At 71.4% G+C, this 23,974-nt stretch carries 18 protein-coding genes and 1 tRNA gene; 1 reads left to right on the top strand and 18 read right to left on the bottom strand.

Going from position 1 to position 23,974, the window contains the following annotated elements; genetic code table 11:
* Window positions 1-2 precede the first annotated feature (2 nt).
* The 6 genes from rbsD to IE264_RS09610 form a co-directional block, all read right to left on the bottom strand.
* A complete protein-coding gene (rbsD, locus tag IE264_RS09635) occupies window positions 3-392 on the bottom strand; it encodes a D-ribose pyranase (protein WP_015612573.1) in 390 nt (129 codons plus the stop codon).
* The gene (locus IE264_RS09630) at window positions 389-1,318 is read right to left on the bottom strand and encodes a ribokinase (protein WP_032756983.1); all 930 of its coding nucleotides are present in this window, start codon (window positions 1,316-1,318) and stop codon (window positions 389-391) included. The genes rbsD and IE264_RS09630 overlap by 4 nt, the downstream gene beginning before the upstream one ends.
* Before the next feature lie 46 nt (window positions 1,319-1,364).
* On the bottom strand, window positions 1,365-3,320 hold the full coding sequence (locus IE264_RS09625; protein WP_032756984.1) for an ABC transporter permease/substrate-binding protein: 1,956 nt from the start codon (window positions 3,318-3,320) through the stop codon (window positions 1,365-1,367).
* Window positions 3,310-4,896 carry a sugar ABC transporter ATP-binding protein gene (locus tag IE264_RS09620; protein ID WP_032756985.1) on the bottom strand — a complete coding sequence of 529 codons (1,587 nt, stop codon included), beginning with the start codon at window positions 4,894-4,896 and terminating at the stop codon, window positions 3,310-3,312. The genes IE264_RS09625 and IE264_RS09620 overlap by 11 nt, the downstream gene beginning before the upstream one ends.
* Window positions 4,893-5,909: a LacI family DNA-binding transcriptional regulator gene (locus IE264_RS09615; protein ID WP_015612569.1), complete on the bottom strand. Its 1,017-nt coding sequence runs from the start codon at window positions 5,907-5,909 to the stop codon at window positions 4,893-4,895. Before IE264_RS09615 ends, IE264_RS09620 begins: the two co-directional genes overlap by 4 nt.
* Before the next feature lie 241 nt (window positions 5,910-6,150).
* Window positions 6,151-6,235 (bottom strand) — tRNA-Leu (locus IE264_RS09610).
* 162 nt (window positions 6,236-6,397) lie between these two features.
* On the opposite strand from IE264_RS09610, the gene IE264_RS09605 reads away from it, so the two are divergent.
* A complete protein-coding gene (locus IE264_RS09605) occupies window positions 6,398-7,702 on the top strand; it encodes a DUF2254 domain-containing protein (protein ID WP_032756987.1) in 1,305 nt (434 codons plus the stop codon).
* Between the two features lie 64 nt (window positions 7,703-7,766).
* On the opposite strand, the gene IE264_RS09600 is transcribed toward IE264_RS09605, so the two are convergent.
* The 12 genes from IE264_RS09600 to IE264_RS09545 form a co-directional block, all read right to left on the bottom strand.
* Entirely contained in the window at window positions 7,767-8,855 is a 1,089-nt protein-coding gene (locus IE264_RS09600) for a sugar phosphate isomerase/epimerase family protein (protein ID WP_032756988.1), read from the bottom strand.
* A gap of 55 nt (window positions 8,856-8,910) precedes the next feature.
* Window positions 8,911-10,332, bottom strand: coding sequence for an alkaline phosphatase family protein (locus tag IE264_RS09595; RefSeq protein WP_032756989.1), 1,422 nt, complete (start codon window positions 10,330-10,332; stop codon window positions 8,911-8,913).
* Window positions 10,329-11,504 carry a metabolite traffic protein EboE gene (eboE, locus tag IE264_RS09590; RefSeq protein ID WP_032756990.1) on the bottom strand — a complete coding sequence of 392 codons (1,176 nt, stop codon included), beginning with the start codon at window positions 11,502-11,504 and terminating at the stop codon, window positions 10,329-10,331. The genes IE264_RS09595 and eboE overlap by 4 nt, the downstream gene beginning before the upstream one ends.
* Window positions 11,505-11,508: 4 nt before the next feature.
* Window positions 11,509-12,357: a TatD family hydrolase gene (locus IE264_RS09585; protein ID WP_031123419.1), complete on the bottom strand. Its 849-nt coding sequence runs from the start codon at window positions 12,355-12,357 to the stop codon at window positions 11,509-11,511.
* Window positions 12,357-13,031: an EboA domain-containing protein gene (locus IE264_RS09580; RefSeq protein ID WP_032756991.1), complete on the bottom strand. Its 675-nt coding sequence runs from the start codon at window positions 13,029-13,031 to the stop codon at window positions 12,357-12,359. The genes IE264_RS09585 and IE264_RS09580 overlap by 1 nt, the downstream gene beginning before the upstream one ends.
* On the bottom strand, window positions 13,025-13,915 hold the full coding sequence (locus IE264_RS09575; protein ID WP_032756992.1) for a sugar phosphate isomerase/epimerase family protein: 891 nt from the start codon (window positions 13,913-13,915) through the stop codon (window positions 13,025-13,027). Before IE264_RS09575 ends, IE264_RS09580 begins: the two co-directional genes overlap by 7 nt.
* Complete coding sequence (locus IE264_RS09570) at window positions 13,912-15,243, bottom strand: SCO3242 family prenyltransferase (protein WP_032756994.1); 1,332 nt, start codon at window positions 15,241-15,243, stop codon at window positions 13,912-13,914. Before IE264_RS09570 ends, IE264_RS09575 begins: the two co-directional genes overlap by 4 nt.
* Entirely contained in the window at window positions 15,240-16,406 is a 1,167-nt protein-coding gene (locus IE264_RS09565; protein ID WP_032756995.1) for an inositol-3-phosphate synthase, read from the bottom strand. The genes IE264_RS09570 and IE264_RS09565 overlap by 4 nt, the downstream gene beginning before the upstream one ends.
* A gap of 94 nt (window positions 16,407-16,500) precedes the next feature.
* Complete coding sequence (locus IE264_RS09560; protein WP_032756996.1) at window positions 16,501-20,220, bottom strand: ThuA domain-containing protein; 3,720 nt, start codon at window positions 20,218-20,220, stop codon at window positions 16,501-16,503.
* Between the two features lie 286 nt (window positions 20,221-20,506).
* The gene (locus tag IE264_RS09555; protein ID WP_015612558.1) at window positions 20,507-21,511 is read right to left on the bottom strand and encodes a sugar phosphate isomerase/epimerase family protein; all 1,005 of its coding nucleotides are present in this window, start codon (window positions 21,509-21,511) and stop codon (window positions 20,507-20,509) included.
* 13 nt (window positions 21,512-21,524) lie between these two features.
* A complete protein-coding gene (locus IE264_RS09550) occupies window positions 21,525-22,769 on the bottom strand; it encodes a Gfo/Idh/MocA family protein (protein WP_015612557.1) in 1,245 nt (414 codons plus the stop codon).
* 71 nt (window positions 22,770-22,840) lie between these two features.
* Window positions 22,841-23,878, bottom strand: a complete 1,038-nt coding sequence (locus IE264_RS09545) for a substrate-binding domain-containing protein (RefSeq protein ID WP_031123412.1) — start codon at window positions 23,876-23,878, stop codon at window positions 22,841-22,843.
* Window positions 23,879-23,974 lie beyond the last annotated feature (96 nt).

The raw sequence follows: 23,974 nt of genomic DNA, 5'->3' as shown, positions 1-23,974 counted from the left end.
GCTCAGAAGAACACCCCGCACCGCAGCAGCACGTTCGCGTACGGCCGGGCCTCCCCCGTCCGTACGACCAGGCGTGCCGACGCCGTGCGCGCCTTCAGGTCGTCGTGCGGGACCAGGTCCAGGTTCGGGAAGCGGGCCTCCAGGAGGCGTGTGGCCTCCGGGTTGGCATCGCGGACCTCCAGGGCCGCTGTCGCTCCCTCCACCACCAGCTCGTCGAGCAGGCCGTCCAGCACCTCGGCGAACGACGGGGTTCCGGCGCGGAAGGCGAGGTCGACCACGCGGGGGCCGGGTGGGATCGGCATGCCCGCGTCGCAGATCAACACCCCGTCACCGTGGCCGAGTTCGGCGATGGCTCCGGCCAAGTGACGGTTGAGGATGCCCGACTTCTTCACAGCGCGTCGACCTCCTCCAGCGTCGGGAAGGACGCCTGGGCGCCCCTCGACGTGACGGCCGCCGCCCCCACCCGTACCGCGAAGGCCGCCGCCTCGCGCAGGTCGTCGCCCCGGCCCAGGCGCCAGGCCAGGGCGGCGGTGAACGCGTCCCCGGCCCCCGTGGTGTCGACGGCCTCGACCTTCGGGCTGACGAGGTGGTCCAGGGAGCCCGTGCGGCTGTCGGCGACCAGCGCGCCGGCAGGGCCCAGGGTGATCACGACCGAGCGCGGGCCCAGTGCGAGCAGGGCCGGGGCCCAGTCGTGCGGGGCCTCGCCCGCGGCCTCACCGAGGATGTAACGCGCCTCGTGCTCGTTGACCACCAGCGGGTCGCAGGCTGCCAGCACCTCGTCGGGCAGCGGGGCGGGCGGGGACGGGTTGAGGACGAGGCGGGCGCCGGGGGCCAGGTTGCGGGCCGTCTCCGCGACCGTGTCCAGGGGGATCTCCAGCTGTACGGAGACCACCCGGGCGGCTGCCAGCAGCGGGGCCGCCGCAGTCACGTCCTCGGGGGTGAGGCGGCCGTTGGCGCCCGGGGACACCACGATGCTGTTGTCGCCCGAGGGGTCCACGGTGATCAGCGCGACGCCGGTCGGGGCCCCGCCGACCAGGACGCCGCCGGTGTCCACGCCCGCCGCGCGCTGGCTCTCCAGCAGCAGCCGTCCGTGGTCGTCGTCGCCGACCCGGGCGAGCAGTGCCGTACGGGCCCCCAACCTGGCCGCCGCCACTGCCTGGTTGGCGCCCTTGCCGCCCGGGTGGACGGCCAGGTCGGAGCCGAGCACCGTCTCACCGGGGGCGGGGCGGCGTTCGACGCCGATCACCAGGTCGGCGTTGGCCGAGCCGACGACCAGGAGGTCGTAACGGTCGTCGCCGGGGGCGGCGTTGTCGTGCATTTTCTGCTTCCTGCTTTCGTCGGTGGGGCCGGGGCGGTGCTCGGCGTCAGGAGAAGTCGGCGACGTTCTCGCGGGTGACCACCTTGACCGGCACCTTCACCGTCTTCTCGACCGTGTCGCCCTTTGCCGCCTTGACGGCGTTCTGGACCGCGATCCTGCCCAGCTCGCTGGGCTGCTGGGCCACCGACGCGTACAGCGTCCCGGCCCCGACCGCCTTCAGACCGTCCGGGGTGCCGTCGAAGCCGACGACCGACACGGACGTGCCCGCCTTGCTGCCGAGCGCCTTGACCGCGCCGAGCGCCATCTCGTCGTTCTCGGCGAAGACACCGGTGATGCCCGGGTGGGACTGGACCAGGTTGGTCATGACGTCCAGGCCCTTGGTGCGGTCGAAGTCCGCGGGCTGCTTGGCGACCACCTTGATGTCCGGGTACGCCTTGAGCCCTTCGGCGAAGCCCGCTCCGCGTTCGCGGCTGGCGGAGGTGCCCGCCGTGCCCTGGAGGATGACGATGCTGCCCTTGCCGCCGAGCTTGTCGGCCAGTGCGTCGGCGGCGAGCCTGCCGCCCGCCACGTTGTCGGAGGCGACGAGGGTGGCGGTGTCGGCCTTGTTCACTCCGCGGTCGGCGGCGATCACCGGGATGTCGGCCTTGTTGGCGCTGCGGACACCCGGGCCGACGGCGTCCGAGTCCACCGGGTTGACGATGATGGACGAGACACCCGAACTGGTGAAGTTCTGCAGCTGGTTGGCCTGCTGCGAGGCATCGTTCTGGGCGTCGGTGACCGTGAGATCGATGCCCGCCTTCTTGGCCTCCGCCTGTGCGCCGTCCTTCATCTGCACGAAGAAGGGGTTGTTGAGCGTCGAGAGGGACATGCCGACCTTCGTCGTGCCCCCGGAGGAACCGGAGTTGAAGTACGACACCCCGCCGACGACGACCGCCACGGCGAGCGCCGCTCCGGCGAACTTGAACGCTCCCCTGCGCCCGGAACCCGGTGCGCCGGGGGCCGCTCCGGCCGAGGGTGCCGTGCCCGAACCGGCCTTGCGGCGCAGCGTGTCGAGCAGGACGGCGAGCGCGATGACGACACCGATGACGACCTGCTGCCAGAACGCCGACACCGAGAGGAGGTTGAGACCGTTGCGGAGCACCGCGAGGATGAGCGCGCCGATCAGGGTGCCGGACGCCTTGCCGACCCCGCCGGCCAGGCTGGCCCCGCCGATGACGACCGCGGCGATGGCGTCGAGTTCGTACCCCTGGGCGGCCTGCGGCTGCGCGGAGACGAGGCGCGATGCCAGGACGATGCCCGCGACGGCGGCGAAGAGGCCGGAGAGCCCGTAGATGACGATCTTCTGGCGCTTGACGCGGAGACCGGAGAGCCGGGCCGCTTCCTCGTTGCCGCCGATCGCGTACATCGAACGGCCGATGAAAGTACGGCCGAGGATGAGTGCCGTGATCAGGCCCATCGCGATCATCACGAGGACCGGTACGGGGAGCCAGCCGCCGAGCGTGTCGCCGAGCCGGGAGACGGAGTCGGGGAAGGCGATCGGGCTGCCCTGCGAGATGACGAGGGAGAGGCCGCGGGCGATCGAGAGCATGGCCAACGTCGCGATGAAAGGCGGGAGTTTGCCGTACGAGATCAGGGCGCCGTTCACGAATCCGCAGGCGATGCCGGTGACGATCGCGAGCACGACCGCGAGGACGACCGGGACGCCGGCGGACGTCGCCGACCAGGCCAGGACCGTCGCGGACAGGGCCGCCACCGAACCGACGGACAGGTCGATGCCCGCCGAGACGATGACGAAGGTGACGCCGAAGGCGAGGATCGCGGTGACGGCCGCCTGCACGCCGACGTTCAGCAGGTTCTGGGTGGTCAGGAAGTCGCCGGAGAGCAGCGACATCGCCACCACCAGGACGACCAGGGCGCTGAGCGCCCCGTTGTCGAGCAGGACGCGGCGTATCACGGAAGTGCCGCCTGCGCCCGTGTCACTCTTGAGTGTCTCAGTGGCCACGGGGGCCCTCCTCGTCGTTCTTCGGTGCGGGGTGGTTCTTCGGTGCGGGGTGTTCGTGCGTGGCGGCGGTGGAGACCGCGAGGGCCATGACGGTGTCCTGGGTGGCCTCACCGGCGGGGAGTTCGCCGGCGATCCGGCCCTGGGCCATGACCAGCACCCGGTCGCTCATGCCGAGGACTTCGGGCAGGTCGCTGGAGATCATCAGGACGGCGTGGCCGGATGCGGTGAGCTCGTTGATGAGCTGGTAGATCTCGACCTTGGCGCCGACGTCGATGCCCCGGGTCGGCTCGTCCAGGATCAGCACCCGGGTGTCGGCCAGCAGCCACTTGCCGATGACGACCTTCTGCTGGTTGCCGCCGGAGAGGGTGCGCACATGCTGGCCGAGGCCGGACATGCGGACGCCGAGCTGCTTCGCGATGCGGGCGGCCGCCGTACGCTGCCCCTTGAGGTCCACAAGACCGGAGCGGGTGGCCGAACGCAGGGTGACCAGGCCGAGGTTCTCCTGCACGGAGGCATCCAGGACCAGGCCCTGGCCCTTGCGGTCCTCCGGTACGAGGCCTATCCCGGCGCCCATCGCGGCGGGCACGTCGTGCCGGGCGAGGCGTTCACCGCGTACGTCGACGGTGCCCGCGTCGTACGGGTCCGCGCCGAACACCGCGCGCGCCACCTCCGTACGCCCGGCGCCGACCAGTCCGGCGAGGCCCACGACCTCACCGGCATGCACGTCGAAGCTGATGTCGTGGAAGACGCCGTCCCGGGTCAGGCCACGCACGGACAGCAACGCCTCACCCGTGTCGGGGCGTTCGCGCGGGTACTGCTGCTCGATGCTGCGGCCGACCATGAGCTGGACGAGCCCGTCCTCGGGTGTGGAGGCGGGCACCTGGTCGATGCTTCGGCCGTCGCGCAGAACGGTGACGCGGTCACCGAGCGCGGCGATCTCCTCCAAGTGGTGGGTGATGAAGACGATCCCGACGCCGTCCGTACGCAACTGGCGGACGATCGCGAAGAGTTTGTCGACCTCTTCCGAGGTGAGCACGGCGGTCGGCTCGTCCATGATCAGGACGCGTGCGTCCAGGCTGAGCGCCTTGGCGATCTCGACCATCTGCAGCCGGGCGATGCCCAGTTCACGGACCTTGGCATCGGGACGCACATCCACCCCGACGCGGCGCAGCAGCTTCTCCGCGTCCACCCGCATGCGCCTGTGGTCGATGAGCCCGAAGCGGCGCGGCTGGCGGCCGAGGAAGATGTTCTCGGCCACCGTCAGGTCGGGTACCAGGTTGAACTCCTGGTAGATGGTGGCGATCCCGAGCCGTTCGGCGTCCTGCGCGTTGTTGATGCGCACCTCGCGCCCCTCAGCCAGGATCCGGCCGCTGTCGGGGCGGTAGGCACCGGAGAGCATCTTGATGAGGGTGCTCTTGCCGGCGCCGTTCTCGCCGAGCAGGACATGGACCTCGCCTCTGCGCAGGTCGAAGTCGACGTTGTCGAGCGCCACCACGCCGGGGAAGGTCTTGCGCAGACCCTCGATGCGCAGCAACTCGTCAGGTGTGGACACCAGTTGCTTCTCCGGTGCGGTCACCGGTCGCTCCTCTGGTCGGTCGCGTCCTGGCCGCACGAGCGGCGTACGACGAGACGGGCGGGCAGGGTGACGGACTGCGGGGTCCGTCCTTCGATCAGGTCGGCCAGCGCGCGTACGGCGGCGCGGGCCAGGTCCGCGGTCGGCTGGGCGATGGCGGTGATCGGCGGGTCCGTGTGGACGAACCACGGGATGTCGTCGAAGGCGGCGAGCGCGATGTCGCCGGGGACCCGCAGCCCCCGGGCCCGGATCGCGTCCAGAGCGCCGAGCGCCATCAGGTTGTCGGCGGCGAAGACGACCTCGGGCGGCTCGTCCAGGGCGAGGAACCCCTCGGTGGCCCGCCGGCCGCTGGCTGCCTGGAAGTCGCCCTGCCCGATGTAGGCGTCGGGCAGGGCGAGCCCGAGTTCGCGCATCGCGTCCCGGAAGGCCTCGACGCGCTCGTTGCCGGTGGTGGTGGCCGCAGGCCCGGCGATGATCGCGAGCCTGCGGTGGCCGAGGCCGTGCAGGTGCGCCACCAGGTCCCTGACCGCCCCCGTACCGTCGGCCCGGACGACGGGGACGTCGATGCCCGGGATCCAGCGGTCCACGAAGACCATCGGCGTACCGCTCAGGGCGACCTCCCGCATCAGCGGGGAGCCGCCGTCGGCGGGCGAGACGAGCAGCCCGTCGATCCTGCGGTCGATGAGCGTGCGGATGTGGTGGTCCTGGAGCTCGGGCCGCTCGTCGGCGTTGCCGATGATGACGCTGTAGCCGAGCGCGCGGGCCTCCTCCTCGACGAAGCGGGCCAGCTCGGTGAAGTACGGATTGAGTACGTCACTGATGACCAGGCCGAGGGTGCGGGTCTGCGCGGTGCGCAGCGAGCGGGCCACGGCGTTGGGCCGGTAGCCGAGGGCGTCGACGGCGGCGATGACGCGGGTGCGCGCCTCCGCGCTGACGGACGGATGGCTGTTCAGCACCCGCGAGACCGTGGCGACGGAGACCCCCGCCTGGGCCGCGACATCTTTGATGCTCGCCATGTCCGGACCACCTCCTTGTGGTTTCCGTACACCTCGAAACCAGGGGGCGGCCCGATCGCGCGACGCCGTGGAATCGATTACAGGGATGATTGGAATCGATTACATGGCTGAAAACAAGACCCCACCCGGTGTCCGAGATCGGATCGTGACAAGGAGGGTGGTGGAGGGTGCGGCTGCGAGGGAGCGGCGACGCGGACCCGGAAAACGCAGAAGACCCCAGATCAACTGGGGTCTTCGCCGGTGTCCGAGGGGGGACTTGAACCCCCACGCCCGATAAAGGGCACTAGCACCTCAAGCTAGCGCGTCTGCCATTCCGCCACCCGGACAAGGTGTCTGTCGTTCGCGGTGTGTTCCCCGCGGCGACATGGAAAACAATACCAGGGGTTCGACGCGCCCTTCACCTGCATATCCGGTGGTCAGTGCGGTGCGGCGGGCGGTCGGCCTCGGCATCCGCGGTCCGTGGAGTTCGCGGGGCTACCTTCGCGTCCATGAGTGATCGCGGCTACCGCCGGCCCCGTCCGCTGTCTCCCCTGCGCGAGCATCTGCGCGACACGTTCTGGTTCGCCCCGACCATGGGGTTCGTCTGTGTGTTCGTGCTGTGGCTGGCCGCTTCCGCCGTGGACGAGGAGATCGTCGCGGTTCTCCAGCGGGAGGAGGCCTACGACGAGCTCGGCAGCCTGATCTCCTTCGTCCAGGACGCGAAGACGATCGTCACCACGATCAGCTCGGCGATGATGACCTTCATCGGTGTGGTGTTCAGTATCTCGCTGGTCGCCGTACAGATGGCCAGCGGGCAGCTCACGCCCCGGGTCGTGCGGATCTTCGTCCGGAGCCGGATCAGCAAGCTCACGCTGACGGTGTTCCTCGCGACGTTCCTGTTCTCGCTGCTGGTCCTGACCTCGTACGAGAGCGAGGCGGACCCGCGCCTGGTGGTCTCGGTCCCGCTGCTGCAGAGCATGCTCACGCTGGTGCTCGTCGGGCTGAGCCTGCTGCTGTTCGTCGTCTACGTCAGCGCGACGCTGAGGCTGATGCAGGTCGGCCCGGTCGTCGACCGGATCGCGCGCGACTCGTTCCGGGTGCTGGGCCGGATGCCCCGGGGGCCGGGCGGGCCCGAGGGGCTGGGGCCGGAGACCGGGCGGGTGGTGCACGAGGGGCGGGCCGGGGTGCTGCGGGACGTGAACACGGCGCGGCTGGTCCGGGCCGCGCGGCGGCAGGACGTGGTGCTGCGGCTGATCCCCCGGATCGGGGACTTCATGGTGCCGGGGACCGCGGTGCTCGCCGTCCACGGCGGGGCCGTGCCACCGCGGAGCCGGTTGCGGTACAGCGTTTCCGTCGGGGTGGAGCGCACCCTGCACCAGGACCTGGCCTTCGGGTTGCGTCAGCTTTCGGACATCGCGCTGCGGGCCCTGTCGACGTCCGTCAACGATCCGACCACCGCCGTCCAGTGCCTGGACCGGAGTATCCAGTTCCTCGCGGCCGTGGTGCACCTGCCGCTCGGGACCGTCCACCACCGGGACCGGTCCGGCCGGGTGCGGCTGGTGCAGGAGGGGCCTGGATGGGAGAGCCTGGTGGATCTCGCGTTCGAGGAGATCCGGTGGTGCGTGGCCGGAAGCCCTCAGGTGTCGCGCCGGCTGCTGGCGGGGCTGGACGATCTGTTGCTGCTCGCGCCGGAGGAGCGGAAGCAGCCGCTCGTACGGCATCGGGCACTGCTCGTCCAGGCCGTGGAGCGGGCCGTTCCGGTGGCCGCCGACCGGGAGTTCGCCCTGCTGCCGGACCGGCAGGGCATCGGGTGACCGTATCGCCGGAGGCGGTGCGCCCGGCCCGCCGGAGGGGATCCGGCGGGCCGGGCTTCGCGCGTCAGTCGCCGCAGCGGCCCTCGCGCAGGGAGTGCAGGTGCTCGCTCGACTTCCGGGCGAAGGCGAGCGACTCCACCGGGTTGTCGTGCTCCGCCTGCCAGTGGTGGTACGTCCGGCCGTGGTGGGTCCGGTTGGTCACCTTGGACAGGAACGTCGTGTAGTCGATGTCCCCGTCGCCCACGTCCGACATGCGGTAGCCGTCGCGCGTCGTGTCGTCGCGGACGCCGTCCTTCACGTGGAAGAGCGGGTAGCGGTTCGGGTGCTTGAGGACGTACTTCAGCGGGTCGAGCGGGGCCTTGGTGCCGTCCACTCGCTTGCTGAAGCGGAACTGGGCGCAGTACGCCCAGTAGATGTCCAGCTCCAGGTAGACGAGGTCCGGGTCGGTCTCGGCGAGCAGGACGTCGTAGAGGCGGACCTTCGGCTTGTCGGTCGCGAAGGAGAACTCCTCGGCGTGGTTGTGCTGGTAGAACTTCATCCCGCGCTTACGGGCGGCGGCCCCGTACTTGTTGAAGTCGTCGGCCGCCCGCTTCCAGCCGTCGACCGTCGAGCCGTAGCGGAAGGGGCCCGAGGCCGTGCCGATGTGCTTGAGGCCGAGCGCCTGTGCGTCGTCCAGGACCTTTTCCAGGTTCTGGGCGAAGGTGTAGGCGCCGGGGTTGTTGTCGTCGTAGTAGCCGACGTGGCTGCCGATCGGGTTGAGGCCGTGGTCCTTGGCCAGCCGCTTCAGCTGGGCCAGGGTGATGGGGCCGGCCGAGCCCTGGGTGTAGCCCGCGAGCTCGATCTCGTCGTATCCGTACTTCTCCAGTTCGGCGAAGACGGGGGCGAAGCCGAGCGTGGAGATCTTGTCGCGGAGGCTGTAGAGCTGGATGCCGAGGCGGCCGGGGGGCAGGACGGGCTTGCCCTTGCCGTGTCCGTGCCCGTGGTCATGACCGTGGCCGTGGCCCTTGCCGGGGGCCTGGGTGTGGTCCCGGCCGGCGGCCTGGGCGGTCGCCGTGCCGATGATCGTGGCGGCGGTGGCTCCGGCGGCGACGCCGAGGATGTTGCGGCGGCTCAGTCTGCGGGCGAGTTCGGTGTCCTTGGAGGTGCGGCTCATGTTCGCGTGACTCCCTTGGGTGACGTGGGGTGAGCAGTGCGGTGCCGGGGCGTTGTCAGTGCAGTCCGGCAAGCTGGAGGAGCAGGGACTTCACCTCGGTGGCCCTGACCCGGTCGGTGAACGCATGGGGGGTGGAGCAGAGGATGAGCGGACCTTCGTCGTCGCTCTCGGGGAGGCGGCCGTGGCTGCCGCGAATAGGTGAGGGGTCCAGGGGGACGACCGCCATGCGGTAGCGCATGCCGAGCTTCTTGCGGGCCACCGCCGACACGGCCTTGAGCCGTACGTAGGGGTCCTCGGGGTCCATGAAGAGCTCGACGGGGTCGTAGCCGGGCTTGCGGTGGATCTCGACGAGCTGGGCGAAGTCGGGGGCGCGGGCGTCGTCGAGCCAGTAGTAGTACGTGAACCAGGCGTCCTTCTCCGCCACGGCGACCAGTTCGCCGGAGCGGGGGTGGTCCAGGTGGTGCGCCTTCTTGCCCTCGTCGTCCAGGAGCTGATCGATGCCGGGCAGGTCCGCGAGTGCCGCCCGGGTCGCCTCCAGGTCCTCGGGACGGCGTACGTAGATGTGGGCGAGTTGGTGGTCGGCGACGGCGAAGGCGCGGGAGGCCATCGGGTCGAGGTACTCCATGCCGTCCTGGGTGTGCACCTCCAGCAGGCCCGCCCGGCGCAGCGCCCGGTTGATGTCGACGGGGCGGCTGACGCGGGTGATGCCGTACTCGGAGAGTGCGACGACGGTGCGTCCCTCGGCGCGGGCGTCGGCCAGCAGCGGGGCGATGGCCCGGTCCAGGTCGGCGGCGGCCCGGTGGGAGCGGGGGTCGTCGGGGCCGTAGCGCTGGAGGTCGTAGTCGAGGTGGGGCAGGTAGCAGAGCGCGAGGTCGGGGGTGCGGGTGGCGATGATGTGCCGGGTGGCGTCGATGATCCACTGGGAGGAGACCAGGTCGGCGCCCGGCCCCCAGAAGTGGAAGAGGGGGAACGTGCCGAGTTTGTCGGTCAGTTCGTCGTGCAGGGCGGGGGGCCGGGTGTAGCAGTCGGGTTCCTTGCGGCCGTCGGCGTAGTAGACGGGGCGCGGGGTGACGGTCCAGTCGGTGTCGGCGCCCATCGCGTACCACCAGCAGATGTTGGCGACGGTGTAGCCGGGGTGCGCGCGGCGGGCCGCGTCCCAGAGCTTGTCGCCCTCGACGAGCCCGTTGTGCTGGCGCCAGAGCAGGACGTCGCCGAGCTCGCGGAAGTACCAGCCGTTGGCGACGATGCCGTGTTCGGCGGGCATCGTGCCGGTGAGGAAGGTGGACTGGGCGGCGCAGGTGACGGCGGGCAGGACCGTGGAGAGGGGGGCTCGCGCGCCCTGCTTCCCGAGCGCCGTGAGGTTCGGCATGTGGGAGAGGAGTTGCGGGGTGAGGCCGACGACGTCGAGGACGAGGAGGGGGGTGGGGCCCTCGCGGTCTGCCGTGCCCGTGGTCGTTCCGGGGGCGTCGTTGCTCATGGCAGCTCCTTGAGGCCGAGGTCGACCAGGAGGTCGCGGGCGAGGGTGAGTTCGGCGGCGATGCCGTCGGCGAGCTGGGTACGGGTGCGGGGCCGCAGTTCGGCGGGCAGGGCCTGCCAGGTGTACGTCTCCACCTCCAGGTGCCGGGTCAGCGGCACCGGTCCCCCGACGAGCCGGGCGAGTGTGGTGCGGAGCACGGGCAGCGTGGAGGTGAGCGGGGGCGCGGGCGGTGCGTGCAGGGGGACGTGGAAGTGGGCGCGCCACGGGGTGGAGTCGGGGAGCGCCCGGCCGGCGACGGCCTCGTCCAGGTCGTCGGTGCCGCGCAGCCCGGCGGCCGTGCGCGTGCGGGTCTGGTGCAGGAAGCGCGGTTCGGCGAAGGCGGCGAGCGCGGTGCGGACCTCGGGCAGGTGGGGGTGTTCGGCGTGCAGGGCGGCGGAGAGCTGGGACTTGACGACCGGGATGCCCGCTGCGGCCAGGGCGTCGAGCGCGGTCTCCGGCTCCTCGAAGGAGGTCGCCAGGTGGCAGGTGTCGACGCAGATGCCGATGCGCTCGTGGCCGACGTCGGTGAGCGGGGCGATGGCGTCGGCGGTGGTCTCCACGGTGCAGCCCGGTTCCGGTTCGAGGCCGATCCGGATCGACTTGCCGGTGAGTTCGGCCAGCGCGTCCAGCCGCTGGGCGAGCGTGGTGAGGGCGGTGCGCGCGGTGCGGGCGGCCCCGGGGTCGGTGTCGTAGGGGGTGCGCCAGGCCAGTGGCAGGGTGGAGATGGTGCCTTCGGTGACGTCGTCGGGCAGCAGGGCGGCGAGCAGCCGGGCGAGGTCGGTGGTGTGGGCGAGGCGGTCGGGTTCGGTCCAGTCCGGCCGGTACACCCGGTACTTGACCTCGGCGGCGCCGAAGCCCTCGTACGGGAAGCCGTTGAGGGTGACCACTTCGAGGCCCCGGCCGTCGAGTTCGGCGCGGAGTGCGCGGAGTTCGGCTGGGTCGTTGATCAGGGCCCGGGCGGCGTCCCTGGCGAGCCAGAGGCCGATACCGAGCCGGTCCCGGCCGAGGCGGCGGCGTACGGGTTCGCAGTGGTCGCGGAGCTGGGCGCGGACGCCGTCCAGGGTTTCGGCGGGGTGGACGTTGGTGCAGTACGAGAGGTGGACCGTCGAGCCGTCCGGGTGGCGGAAGCGCATGGCTTCACTCCCCGCCGCGCAGGATGGAGTTGCCCTCGTGAAGTGTGTCGGGGGCGGGGGTGTCCAGCTGGAGGCGGCCGCTCTGGCCGTAGAAGGCGACGGGGTTGCGCCACAGGACCTTGTCGACGTCGTCCTCGGTGAATCCGGCCTTGAGCATCGCGTCGGCGACCTTGCGGGTCTTGAGCGGGTCGCTCTTCCCCCAGTCGGCGGCGGAGTTGACGAGGATCTTCTCGGTGCCGTGGTTCCGGAGGATGGTGACCATGCGGTCCTCGTCCATCTTGGTGTCCGGGTAGATGGAGAACCCGGCCCAGCAGCCGCTGTCAGTGGCGGCCTTTACGGTTGTCTCGTTGAGGTGGTCGAGCAGGACGTGCTCCGGGGGGAGGTGCGATTCGCGGATGACGTCGATGGTGCGGTGCAGACCGGCGAGCTTGTCGCGGTGCGGGGTGTGGACGAGGGCGGGGAGCCCGTGGTCGGCGGCGAGCTGGAGCTGGGCGGCGAGGGCGTGGTCCTCGGCCGGGGTCATGGAGTCGTAGCCGATCTCACCGACGGCGACGACGGAGTCCTTGACGAGATAGCGGGGCAGGGCGTCCAGGACGGGGGTGCAGCGGGGGTCGTTCGCCTCCTTGGGGTTGAGGGCGAGCGTGCAGTGGTGCGCGATGCCGTACTGGGAGGCGCGGAAGGGTTCCCAGCCGAGGAGCGCGTCGAAGTAGTCGAAGAAGCTGGCGGGCGAGGTGCGGGGCTGGCCGAGCCAGAAGGAGGGTTCGACGAGGGCGCGGACTCCTGCGTCGTACATCGCCTGATAGTCGTCCGTGGTGCGGGACGTCATGTGGATGTGGGGGTCGAAGATGCGCATCAGGACTCCTCCGTGGGGGCGGCAGGGGTGGTGAGGGCCAGAGCGAGGGCGGTGCGCAGGTCGGCCGGGACGTCGCGGCCGGCGGCGGTCCGCTCGGCGGCGAAGTCTCGGAGCATCCGGGCGAGTTCGGCGTCTCCTCGGGCTCTCTCGCCGAGCCGGGCGACGGCGTCCACCGGCACCCCGGTGAACAGGCACTTCAGCACGGCGTGGCGCCAGGCGTGCGGGTCGAGGTGGGCCGCGGCGTACGGGCCGACGGCGGCGGCGACCAGCCGGGTGTCGTTGGTGCGCAGGGCGTCCTCGACGAGCGGGAGGGCCCTGTCTCCGAGGCCGAGGCGGTCCAGGGTGAGCAGGACGGCGCGGCGTTCGGCGGCGGTGCCCTGTTCGTAGAGCCGGGTGACGGAGGGCAGCGGGGCGCGGGCCTCGATGAGCAGGAGGGAGCGTACGGAGTCGGCGTGGGCCGGTCCGCAGTGCCGGCCGGCGGCGGCGTAGCGGAGTTCCCAGGGCGGGGAGGCGTACGGGGAGCCGGGCGGGGTGGTCCCGGCACCGACGTCGGCCTGGGAGCGGGCGGCCTCGCGGGCGGTGGCGTCGTGGGCGGCCTCGGCCAGGGCCCCGTCGAGCCAGGCGCGGGCGGCGCCGTCGAGTTCGGCGTCGAGCTCCTTGCGGGACTTCAGCACGGGGCTCCTCCCCTGGGGGTCATCGCGCCCGTGGGCGTGACGCCCTTGGTCATGGCGTCGCGCAGGAAGTCGATGGAGGTGCGGGCGAGTTCGGGGCCGGCGTGCGAGTGGCGGGGCAGTTCGACGACGGTGAGGCCCCGGTAGTCGCAGGCGGCGAGGGCGGCGAGCACGGGTGGGAAGTCGATCTCGCCCTCACCGAACGGGAGGTGCTCGTGGACTCCGCGCCGCATGTCCTCGATCTGGACGTGCCGGAGCCAGGGGGCGGAGTCCTGGACGCAGCTCACGGGGGACGCCTCCTCCAGGCACTGGCAGTGGCCGATGTCGAGCGTGAGGCCGAGGGGGTCCGGGTCGCCGAGGAGGCCGCGGAGGTGGTGGAAGTCGGCGAGGGTGGCGAGGAGGTGACCGGGTTCGGGCTCGATGGCGAGGGGGATGCCCGACCGGTCGGCGGCTTCGAGTACGGGGGTGATCGCTTCGGTCAGGCGCTTCCAGGCGGTCTCCGCCGAGGTGTCCGGCGGGATGATGCCGCTGAAGCAGTGGACGGCGTGCGCGCCGAGTTCGGCGGCCACGTCCACGGCGCGCACGAGCAGCGCGGTGCGTGCGGCCCGGGCGTCGGGGTCCGGGTCGAGAAGGGAGGGGCCGTGCTTGCGGCGCGGGTCCAGGACGTAGCGGGCGCCGGTCTCGACGGTGACCCGGAGCCCGAGGGAGGTGAGCCGGCGCCGGACCTGGCGGGTGCGCTCGGCGAGGTCCGGGGCCAGGGGGTCCAGGTGCATGTGGTCGAGCGTCAGGCCGACGCCCTCGTAGCCGAGGTCGGCGAGGAGCCCGAGGGCGTCGTCGAGGCGGAGGTCGGTCAGCCCGTTGGTGCCGTAACCGAGGTGGAGGGTCATGTGGGGCTCACCTTCCGGGCGAGGGACCGGGCGAGGGGGACGAGCGCCATGACGGCGAGGCCGGAGCCGGGTGCGCCGGCCCGGGCGGCGAGCGCCGCCTGAAGCGGGATCATGGCCCGGATCCCGCCGCCCACCGCCCGCTGGGTCAGGGGTGGGGACGGGTTGAGGGCGGCGTGCAGGAGGGGAGGCCCTGCGGTGCGGAGGTAGGCGCCGGTGAACGCGGTGAGCAGGAGGGGGGTGAGCGCGGGTGCGGTGGGGCGGTGGGGGTGGTGGCTCGGCCGGTACGTGCCCGGCAGGGGCGCGCCGAGGTCGGGCATGGCGGGTGGTGCGGGGTGGTGGGGGTGGTCCGGTCGGTAGCTGCTGCCCGGCGCAGTAGTAGCGAGCCCTGGCGTGGCGGGCTCCCCCGGTCGCTGCCGCTGGTGTGTCGCGAGCACGGCCGCGGCCAGCGCCGTCGTCGTGGCGAGGACCGCGAGCGGTACGGCGGTGGACCCGCCCTGCGCCTCGTGGCGGGACACGGCGGTGACGCCGTAGGTGTGCGCCCCGAGCACCAGGGCGGCGGGGAGCGCGGCCAGCGGGGAGCGCGCGGGGCCGGCGGCTCGGGCAACGTTGTCGGGGCCGGTGGGCGGTACGGCCCCGAGCCGCATCGGACGCGTGGCGCGAGGGCCCGGCCCCGTACCGGCATACGCCGTGGCTGTCGCCGTCGCCGTCGCTCCGAGCAGCAGGTCGAGGGAGCGGGCGGCGGCCATCGCCGCCGGGCCCGCCTTCGTGTGCTTCAGGTGGAGGTCGTAGGCCCAGACCGTGGCGGCCAGGCCCGTGGCGACGGCCAGTGCCGGGCGGCCTGCCCGCGCCGCGAGGGCGAGGCCCGTCGCGGTCAGCGCCCCGGCCGCGCCCAGGGCGGCGGACGGGCTGATGCGGCCCGACGGGATCGGCCGGTGCGGGCGGTCCACGGCGTCCTCCTCGCGGTCCGCCCAGTCGTTGAGGGCCATCCCCGCCTCGTACAGGCAGAGCGAGGCGCCGATCGCGAGCGCGGTGCCCCGGCCGGGGCTGCGGCCCACCGCCGCGGCCCCGGCCAGCGCGTCACCCGGCACGGAGAACAGCGCGGAGACCCGGAACAGTTCGGTCCAGGCCCGCACCGTGTCCCCTCTCCCGCGTCCGGGGGACGGTCGGTGCCTGTCCGGTGCGGGCGCAGTCCCACCCGTACCGGACAGGCCGTCATCGGGGGCGGCGGCCGGCCTGCCGCCCCGTACGGCGTGGCCGTTCAGCCCCGCCGGAGCCGCCCGCAGGCCGGCCGGAAGCGCCCCGAGCGCCGACAGCAGCAGCCGCCTCACGCCTGGCCCCGCAGCCGCTCGGCGAAGGCCAGCAGGGTGGCGTACTGCTCGGCGAGCGCGGCCGAGGTGCCGCCGTCGGGGTCCTTGAAGTAGAAGCCCAGCTCGGGCCTTGGGCCGCTGAGTCCCGCCTCGTGGGAGCGGGCGAGCAGCCGGGCCAGGTCCAGGGCCAGCGGGGCGGCCAGCGCCGAGTCGCAGCCCTGCCAGATGGTCTGGAGGACCATCCGGGAGCCGAGGAAGCCGTCGAAGGCGATGTGGTCCCAGGCCGTCTTCCAGTCCCCCATGGCGGGTACGTCGTCGATGTGGACCTCGCCCTCGGGGGCGGTGCCGAAGGTGTCGGTGAGGACGCGTTCCTTGCCCGCGTTCTTGGCGGCGGCCGCGGCCGGGTCGGCGAGCGCCGCCCCGTCCCCGCCGCCCAGCAGGTTCGACCCGGACCAGGCCCGTACGGGCAGGGCGCGCTGGAGGAACATCGGGGCGAGCACGGAGCGGAGCAGCGTCTGGCCGGTCTTGCCGTCGCGTCCCGCGTGGGGAAGTCCGCAGTCGGCGACGGTGTCGGTGAGCGCGGGGGCGCGCAGGCCGGTGGAGGGGGTGAAGTTGGCGTAGGAGCAGCCGGCCCGGAGGGCGGCCGCGGCGTAGAGCGAGCTGGCGGGGAGGCGGGGGTCGTCGGGGCCGGGGGCCGGCTCGGTGGAAGAGACGTTGATGACGACGGTGCGGGCCAGCTCGTGGCGGTGGGCGAAGTCGGTGAGGTCGGCCGCGAAGGCGGCGATGAGTTCCTCGTCGGTGCGGGTGTCGCCGGGCAGCGGTCCGCCGGGGCGTATCTCGGCGTCGGCCGCGTCGAGTTCGGCGCGGACGGCGCTGGGGAGGCGGTGGGGCAGCACGCCGCCCTCGGCCAGTACCTCGGCCCGTTTGGCGAGCGGGCAGTCCAGGGTGTCGTGGCCGCCGAAGACCAGCGAGGTCAGGGGCGGCAGGCCGCTGTCGGCGAAGGGCGGTGTCTCGGTGACCATGCCGGTCGGCGGGTGGAGGCCCGCCGCGATGGCGGCGCATCCCGCGGTGGCGGTGGTGGCGACGGAGCCGCGCGCTCCGATGAACCAGACGCCTGTACGACCTGAATTGTCGGCACGGCCTGGAGCGTCGGTACGGCCTTCACGATCGGCATGTGCGGTCACGGGCTGCCTCCCTGGGGGATGTCGGGGGTGGAGGACGGCGGGCGGGGGAAGGTGTGAGTGCTTCCCCCGCCCGTCGTCGGCAGAGGTGGCCGCCCTACGTCGAGGGCAGCTCCTTCAGTTGGATGTTGCGGAAGGACACCTGGTCGTCGGCTCCGTGGTTCTGGAGGCCGATGTAGCCGTCCTTCAGGCTGCGGGCCGGGTCGGTGTTGGTGAAGTCGTTGATCTTCGCTCCGTTGAGGAAGACCTGCAGACGTTCGCCCTGGACCTTGATCTCGTAGCTGTTCCACTGGCCCGGCGGCCGCAGGACGCGGTCACGGGCCTTGATGTTCGCGGACTTGAAGGTGTAGACGGCGCCCGTGGTGCGGTCGGCGGCATCGGTGGCGTCGATCTGGATCTCGTAGCCGTTGTTCACCGCCGACCAGGGGTCGTCGGACTCCGGGAAGCCCACGAAGACACCGGAGTTGTCGTCGCCGGCCATCTTCCAGTCGAGCTTGAGCGAGTACGCCTTCAGCTCCTTGGCCTGGTAGGTGAGCAGGCCCATGCCGCCCTCGGAGTGCAGGGCGCCGTCACTGACGGAGAACTTTCCGGGGCCGGCCTGCTTCCAGCCTTCCAGCGTCTTGCCGTTGAAGATGGGCCGGTAGTCCTTGTCCGGCCTGCAGTCGGCCTTGACCTGTCCGGTGGCGTAGCGCAGTCCGCCCGACACGTGCTGGCGGAAGGCCGCTTCGGCGTAGGACTCCTTGGTGTGGCCGAGGCCGGTGTAGAAGGAGCGGCCGCCCTGGTAGGTCTGGCACCAGGAGATCGGGTGGTCGCCCTTCATGTTGCCGCCGGTGTAGGTGGTCTCGTCCAGGGTGGCCAGCACCTTCGCCTTGTCCCGGGGGTTGGTGCGGTAGTTGTACCACTCGTCGGTGCGCTCCCACTCCTCGTCCAGGTGCGCGGTGGCCGGATGGTCGTGGTCCTCGACGCGGACGGTGGCGGGCTGGATCTGCGGGTGCGAGTCGAAGTAGGCGCCGACGAGGCCGCCGTAGAACTCCCACTCGTACTCGGTGTCGGCGGCCGCGTGGATGCCGACGTAACCGCCGCCGGTGGCGACGTAGTTCTCGAACGCCTTCTGCTGTTCGGCGTTGAGGACGTCACCGGTGGTGGAGAGGAAGGCGACGGCGTCGTAGCGGGCGAGGTTGCTGGTGGTGAACTGGGCGGCGGACTCGGTGGAGTCGACCGTGATGTTGGTGTCCTTGCCGATCTCCTTCAGTGCGGCGATGCCGGCCGGGATCGAGTCGTGGCGGAATCCGGCGGTCTTGGAGAAGACCAGGACGCGCTTGGCGGTCTTGTCGACCGGGCTGTTGGAGAGTTCGAAGTCGTCGATGTCGTAGAGCGCGCCGTCGCCGCCCTTGAAGACGAGGAAGAGTTCGGTCTGCTTCTTGGGTGCTCCGCGCAGCGGGATGTCGATGTCCTGGAAGGTGTCCCAGCTGCCGGTCACCGGGACCGGGCCCGAGCCGAGGATCTTGCCGGTGGGCGATCCGGTGCGCACTTCGAGGAAGCCGCCCGAACCGGCCGACGAGGTACGGGCGGTGAGCTTGGTGGTGCCACCCAGGACGTAGGTGTTGAAGGAGATCCAGTCGTCGTTGTGGATGTCACCGACGGTCTTGCCGCCGTGCGCGCCGGCCTTGCTCGGTGTGGTGACGCCGGAGGAGTTGTCGTAGTGCTCGGCCTGGCGGTGCCGGGGCTGGAGGCGCGAGGTGTCCTTGCCGGTCAGCTTGGCCTGGCCACCACCGCCGTTGTCGGTGTAGGACGCCGAAATGCCGCCGTAGATGTTGGCGTTGGGGTCGTGGCCGCCTTCCATGGCGGTCTTGATGGTGCCTTCGCAGCCGTGCTCGGTGGTGATGTCGTGGCCGTGGCTGTCGTGGCCCAGGGTGAACTTGACCTCGACCTTGGTGCAGTCGATGGTGCCGTCCTCCGGGTCGCTGACGTTGACCTTGAAGGGCACGGAGTCACCGAAGGCGAAGAGCTGGCCGTCCTCGGGGAGCACCAGTTCCACGGTGGGGGCGGTGTTGCCTACGGTCACGTGGACGCTGGCCGAGCCGGTGCGGCCGGTCGGGTCCTCGGCGGTGACGGTGGCGGTGTAAGTGCCGTTCTTCTTGTACGTGTAGGTGGGGTTGGCGGCGGTGGAGGTCCCGCCGTTACCGAAGTCCCAGGCGTACGTGAGGGGGTCGTCGTCGCCGTCCGCTGTGCCGGCCGAGGAGAACTTCACCTTCAGGGGCGCGGTGCCCGAGGTCTTGTTGGCGGAGGCCTCCGCGATGGGTGAGCGGCCTCCGGTGGCGTTCTCGATGCGGTAGAGCGCGGAGTTCTCGTCGCCGCCGAACCAGGCGAGGCCGTAGTCCAGGACGTAGAGCGCCCCGTCCGGGCCGAAGGCCATGTCCATGATCTGCGTACCGGACCACGGCACGTCGTTGATGGACTGGACGGCGCCGTCGGCGTCCTGCTCGATGCGCTTGATCCACTTGCGGCCGAACTCACCGGCGAAGAAGTCGCCGTCGTAGGCCTCGGGGAACTTGACCGGGGAGTCGAGGTCCGCGTCGTAGCGGTAGACCGGTCCACCCATCGGGGACTCGGAGCCCGTACCGAACTCGGGCAGCGAGCCGCCGTCGTACGGGATCCAGGCGGCCTCGGCCGGCGGCAGGTCGACGAGGCCGGTGTTGTGCGGCGACTCGTTCTTCAGGTTGGCGCAGTCGAAGGCGGCGCCGGAGGTCTTGGTGGCGAAGTCGTAGTCGATGTACGGCTCGTTCTCACCGACGCAGTAGGGCCAGCCGAAGTTGCCGGCCTTCGTCACCCGGGCGAACTCCACCTTCCCGGCCGGCCCGCGCTTCGGGTCGGCCGAGCCGGCGTCGGGGCCGTAGTCACCGACGTACACGATGCCGGTGGCCTGGTCGACGGAGAAGCGGAACGGGTTGCGGAAGCCCATCGCGTAGATCTCGGGGCGCGTCTTGTCCGTCCCGGGCTCGAAGAGGTTCCCCTCCGGGACGGTGTACGAGCCGTCCTCGGCGACCTTGATGCGCAGGATCTTTCCGCGCAGGTCGTTGGTGGAGCCGGAGGTGCGGCGGGCGTCGAACGCCGGGTTGCGGTCCGGGCGTTCGTCGATCGGGGTGAAGCCGTCGGAGGCGAAGGGGTTGGTGTCGTCGCCGGTGGAGAGGTAGAGGTTCCCGTCCTTGTCGAAGTCGATGTCGCCGCCGACGTGGCAGCAGATGCCGCGCGAGGTGGGGACGTCCAGGACCTTCTTCTCGCTGGCGGTGTCGAGGGTGCCGTCCTCGTTGAGGACGAAGCGGGAGAGCCGGTTGACCCCGTCGAACTTCGCGAAGTCGGCGGCGGTGCCCGTCTCCGGGGCGTCGCCCGCAGGAGTGTCCAACGGGGGCGCGTAGAACAGGTAGATGGCCCGGTTCTCGGCGAAGTCGGGTTCGACACCGACGCCTTGGAGGCCTTCCTCGTCGTGCGTGTACACGGGGAGGGTGCCGGAGACCCTGGTGTTGCCGGCGCTGTCGGTGATCCGCAGTTCGCCGTTGCGTGAGGTGTGCAGCACGCTGCGGTCGGGGAGGACGGCGAGCGACATGGGCTCGCCGGTCTCCTCCGCACCCTTGGCGAGGGTGACCTGCTGGAAGTCCTCCGCCACGGGCTCCTCGTGGCCCGGGTGACCGGGGTGGGCGGTGGCGCCGGGGGCGGAGCCGAGGGTCAGGGTCGCGGCGGCGAGGAGTGCGCCGGTGAACAGCGCGAGCGATTTACGGACGCGGGTCCCGGCCAGGAGCCGCTTTCTGGTTCTGTGCACGTGGTCCTCCGGAGAGTGCCGGTTGTACGGGCGGGTGTAGCCGTGCCGTGCCGCGCGGGGACTGCCGCGCGTGCGTCACCGGAGACGGGAGCGACCCCGGTGACGCGAGTCATGTCGTGTACACGTGGTGGACGGTAGACCTGTTCGTCCGGGACGGAAAGCCCTTGTGCAACGGTGAAGTCGAACTTCTGCTTCCGCCAGGACAAAGGAGATTCCGGGCAGCGCGAGGCAGCCCCGTGGGCACTTCACGAGGCCTTGCCCCCGGGGCCAGTCCTTCCCGGTGGTGCTACTCGCCGCCTCCGAAGGCCGCGTCGAAGGAGGCCGACGGCGGGTCGAAATCGAACCGCTTGAGGCTGGCAAGCGCTTCCGGAGCGCCGTGCAGCCGGTCCATGCCCGCGTCCTCCCACTCGACGGAGACCGGGCCCTCGTAGCCGATGGACCGGAGCATCCGGAAGACGTCCTCCCAGGGCACGTCACCGTGGCCGGCGGAGACGAAGTCCCAGCCGCGCCGGGGGTCGCCCCACGGCAGGTGCGAGCCGAGCCGGCCGTTGCGGCCGTCGAGGCGCTTGCGGGCCTCCTTGCAGTCCACGTGGTAGATCCGGTCCCGGAAGTCGTAGAGGAAGCCCACCGGGTCGAGGTCCTGCCAGACGAAGTGGCTCGGGTCGAAGTTCAGCCCGAACGCGGGCCGGTGGTCCACCGCTTCGAGGGCGCGCTTGGTGGTCCAGTAGTCGTACGCGATCTCGCTCGGGTGCACCTCGTGGGCGAAGCGCACCCCCTCGGCGTCGAAGACGTCCAGGATCGGGTTCCAGCGTTCCGCGAAGTCCTCGTAGCCCCGCTCGATCATGTGCGGCGGGACCGGCGGGAACATGGCGACCAGGTGCCAGATCGAGGAGCCGGTGAACCCGATGACGGTGTCCACCCCGAAGGCGGCGGCGGCACGGGCGGTGTCCGCGATCTCGGCCGCCGCCCGCTGCCGTACGCCTTCGGCCTCGCCGTCGCCCCAGATGCGGGCGGGCAGGATGCCCTGGTGGCGTTCGTCGATCGGGTTGTCGCAGACGGCCTGGCCGACCAGGTGGTTGGAGATCGCGAAGCACTTCAGCCCGTACTTGTCGAGCAGTTGGTGCCTGCTGTCGAGGTAGCCGGGGTCGGCCAGGGCCTTGTCGACCTCGAAGTGGTCTCCCCAGCAGGCGAGTTCGAGGCCGTCGTAGCCGAAGTCCCGGGCGTGGCGGCAGACCTCCTCCAGCGGGAGGTCGGCCCACTGGCCGGTGAAGAGGGTGAAGGGGCGGGGCATGGGCGGCTGCCTCCTAGGACGACGGGACAGGGGTGTGGACGGAGTTCTTCGCGGCGCTCTCCTCGACGGCGGCCAGCACCCGCTGGACCTGGAGGCCGTCCGCGAACGAGGGCCGGGCCGGGGTGCCTTCGGTGATCGTGCGGACCACGTCACGGGCCTGGTGGACGAAGGTGTGCTCGTACCCGAGGGCGTGGCCCGGCGGCCACCAGGCCTCCAGGTAGGGGTGTTCGGGCTCGGTGACCAGGATGCGCCGGAAGCCGGCGGTGGCGGCGGGTTCGGTGTGGTCGTGGAAGGACAGCTCGTTGAGCCGCTCCAGGTCGAAGGCGAGCGAGCCCAGCTCCCCGTTGATCTCCAGCCGCAGCGCGTTCTTGCGCCCGGCCGCCATCCGGGTCGCCTCGAAGGAGGCCAGGGCGCCGGAGGCGAGGCGGCCGGTGAAGATCGCCGCGTCGTCCACGGTCACTTCGCCCCGCTCCACCGCGTCCGCCGCGCCGGAGAGCGCGGCCGACGTACCGGCAGGCGTACGGGAGAGCAGGGGCCGCTCCCGTACGAAGGTCTCGCTGACCGCCGACACACCGGTCAGCAGCTCCCCCGCCAGGTACTGGGCGAGGTCCACGATGTGGGCCCCCAGGTCGCCCAGCGCGCCCGACCCGGCGTGTTCGCGCTTGAGCCGCCAGGTGAGCGGGGAGGCCGGGTCGACCAGCCAGTCCTGGAGGTAGCTGGCGCGTACGTGGCGCAGGGTGCCGAGGCGGCCGTCCGCGATGAGCTGCCGGGCGTAGGTGATGGCGGGCACCTTGCGGTAGTTGAAGCCCACCATCGCCACCTGGCCCCGGGCCTCGGCCGCTTCGGCGGCCCGGACCATGGCCTCCGCCTCGGCGACCGTGTTGGCGAGCGGCTTCTCGCAGAGCACGTGCTTGCCCGCCTCCAGGGCGGCGATGGCGATCTCCGCATGGCTGTCGCCGGGGGTGCAGATGTCGATCAACTGGACATCGTCCCGGGCGATCAGCGCCCGCCAGTCGGTCTCCGCGGCCGCCCAGCCGTGCCGGGCGGCGGCGGCGTCGACGGCCGCACGGTCGCGTCCGCAGATCGCGGCGAGAGAGGGCCGCACCGGCAGGTCGAAGACGTGTCCCGCGGTGCGCCACCCCTGCGAGTGGGCGGCGCCCATGAACGCGTATCCGACCATGCCGACCCCGAGCGTTCCTCGCGCCTGCTGCGGCGGCGGTGCTGCGGTCTGCGCTTCCGTCTCTTGACTACGGGCCATGCGGACTTCCTCCTCATCGGTGTGCGGTAACGGGCCGGGGGATGCGCTCGCCGCATCCCCCGGAGTCCCGGTCAGTTGAAGCCCGTCGGCAGGTACTGATCGATGTTGTCCTTGGTCACGACGGCGGAGTACAGGGTCAGGGAGGTCGGGATCTCCATCTCGGAGAGGCCGCTGACGCCCTTGCTCTGGCCGAGTGCCCGCGCCAGGTCGATCGCGGACGCGGCCATCGTCGGCGGGTAGAGGACGGTCGCCTTGATGACCGAGTTGTCGGCCTTGATGGCGTCCATCGCGGACTTCGCGCCGGCGCCGCCGACCATGATGAACTCGTCGCGGCCCGCCTGCTGGATGGCCCTCAGCGCGCCGACACCCTGGTCGTCGTCGTGGTTCCACAGGGCGTCGATCTGCTTCTGCGCCTGGAGGAGCTGGGCCATCTTCGCCTGGCCCGACTCGACGGTGAACTCGGCGGCCTGACGGGCCACCAGCTTGATGTTGGGGTAGTTCTTGAGCGCGTCGGCGAAGCCCTGGCTGCGCTGCTTGGTCAGCTCCAGGTTGTCGATGCCGGCGAGCTCTACGACCTTGGCGTTCGCCTTGCCCTTGAGCTGTTCGCCGATGTAGTGCCCGGCGTTGAGGCCCATGCCGTAGTTGTCGCCGCCGACCCAGCAGCGGTAGGCCTGCGGGGAGGCGAAGATCCGGTCCAGGTTGACGACGGGGATGCCCGCCCTCATCGCCTCCAGGCCGACCTGGGTGAGCGCCTTGCCGTCGGCGGGGAGGATGACGAGGACGTCGACCTTCTTGTTGATGAGGGTCTTGACCTGCCCGATCTGGGCGGCGGTGTCGTTGGAGCCCTCGGTGATCTCCAGCGTCACCTCGGAGTACTTCTCCGCCCGGGACTTGGCGTTCACGTTGATGGCGTTGAGCCAGCCGTGGTCGGCCTGCGGCCCGGCGAAGCCGATGGTGACGGGCTTGCCCGGCTTGTCGTCGGCGGCGGGCTGGCTGTTGCTCGCGGGCTGCGCGTTCTTCGGCTCGTTGCTGGTGCAGGCGGTGAGGAGCGCGCCCGCGGAGATGGCTGAGGCTCCGAACAGCAGCCCTCTGCGGCTGGTTTCTGGCATGACGGTCTGACCCTTCATCCGGTGGGTGACGTGCGAAGTGCGGCTCGGGACGGGGAAAGTACGGCTCAGGATGGAGAAGTGCGGTTCAGGGCGGGC

It is taken from the genome of Streptomyces microflavus, from assembly GCF_014650075.1.
GTDB classification, from domain to species: Bacteria; Actinomycetota; Actinomycetes; order Streptomycetales; family Streptomycetaceae; genus Streptomyces; species Streptomyces microflavus.
Note: the sequence above shows the minus strand (reverse complement) of the source record. Positions and strands in the feature narration are given on the sequence as shown.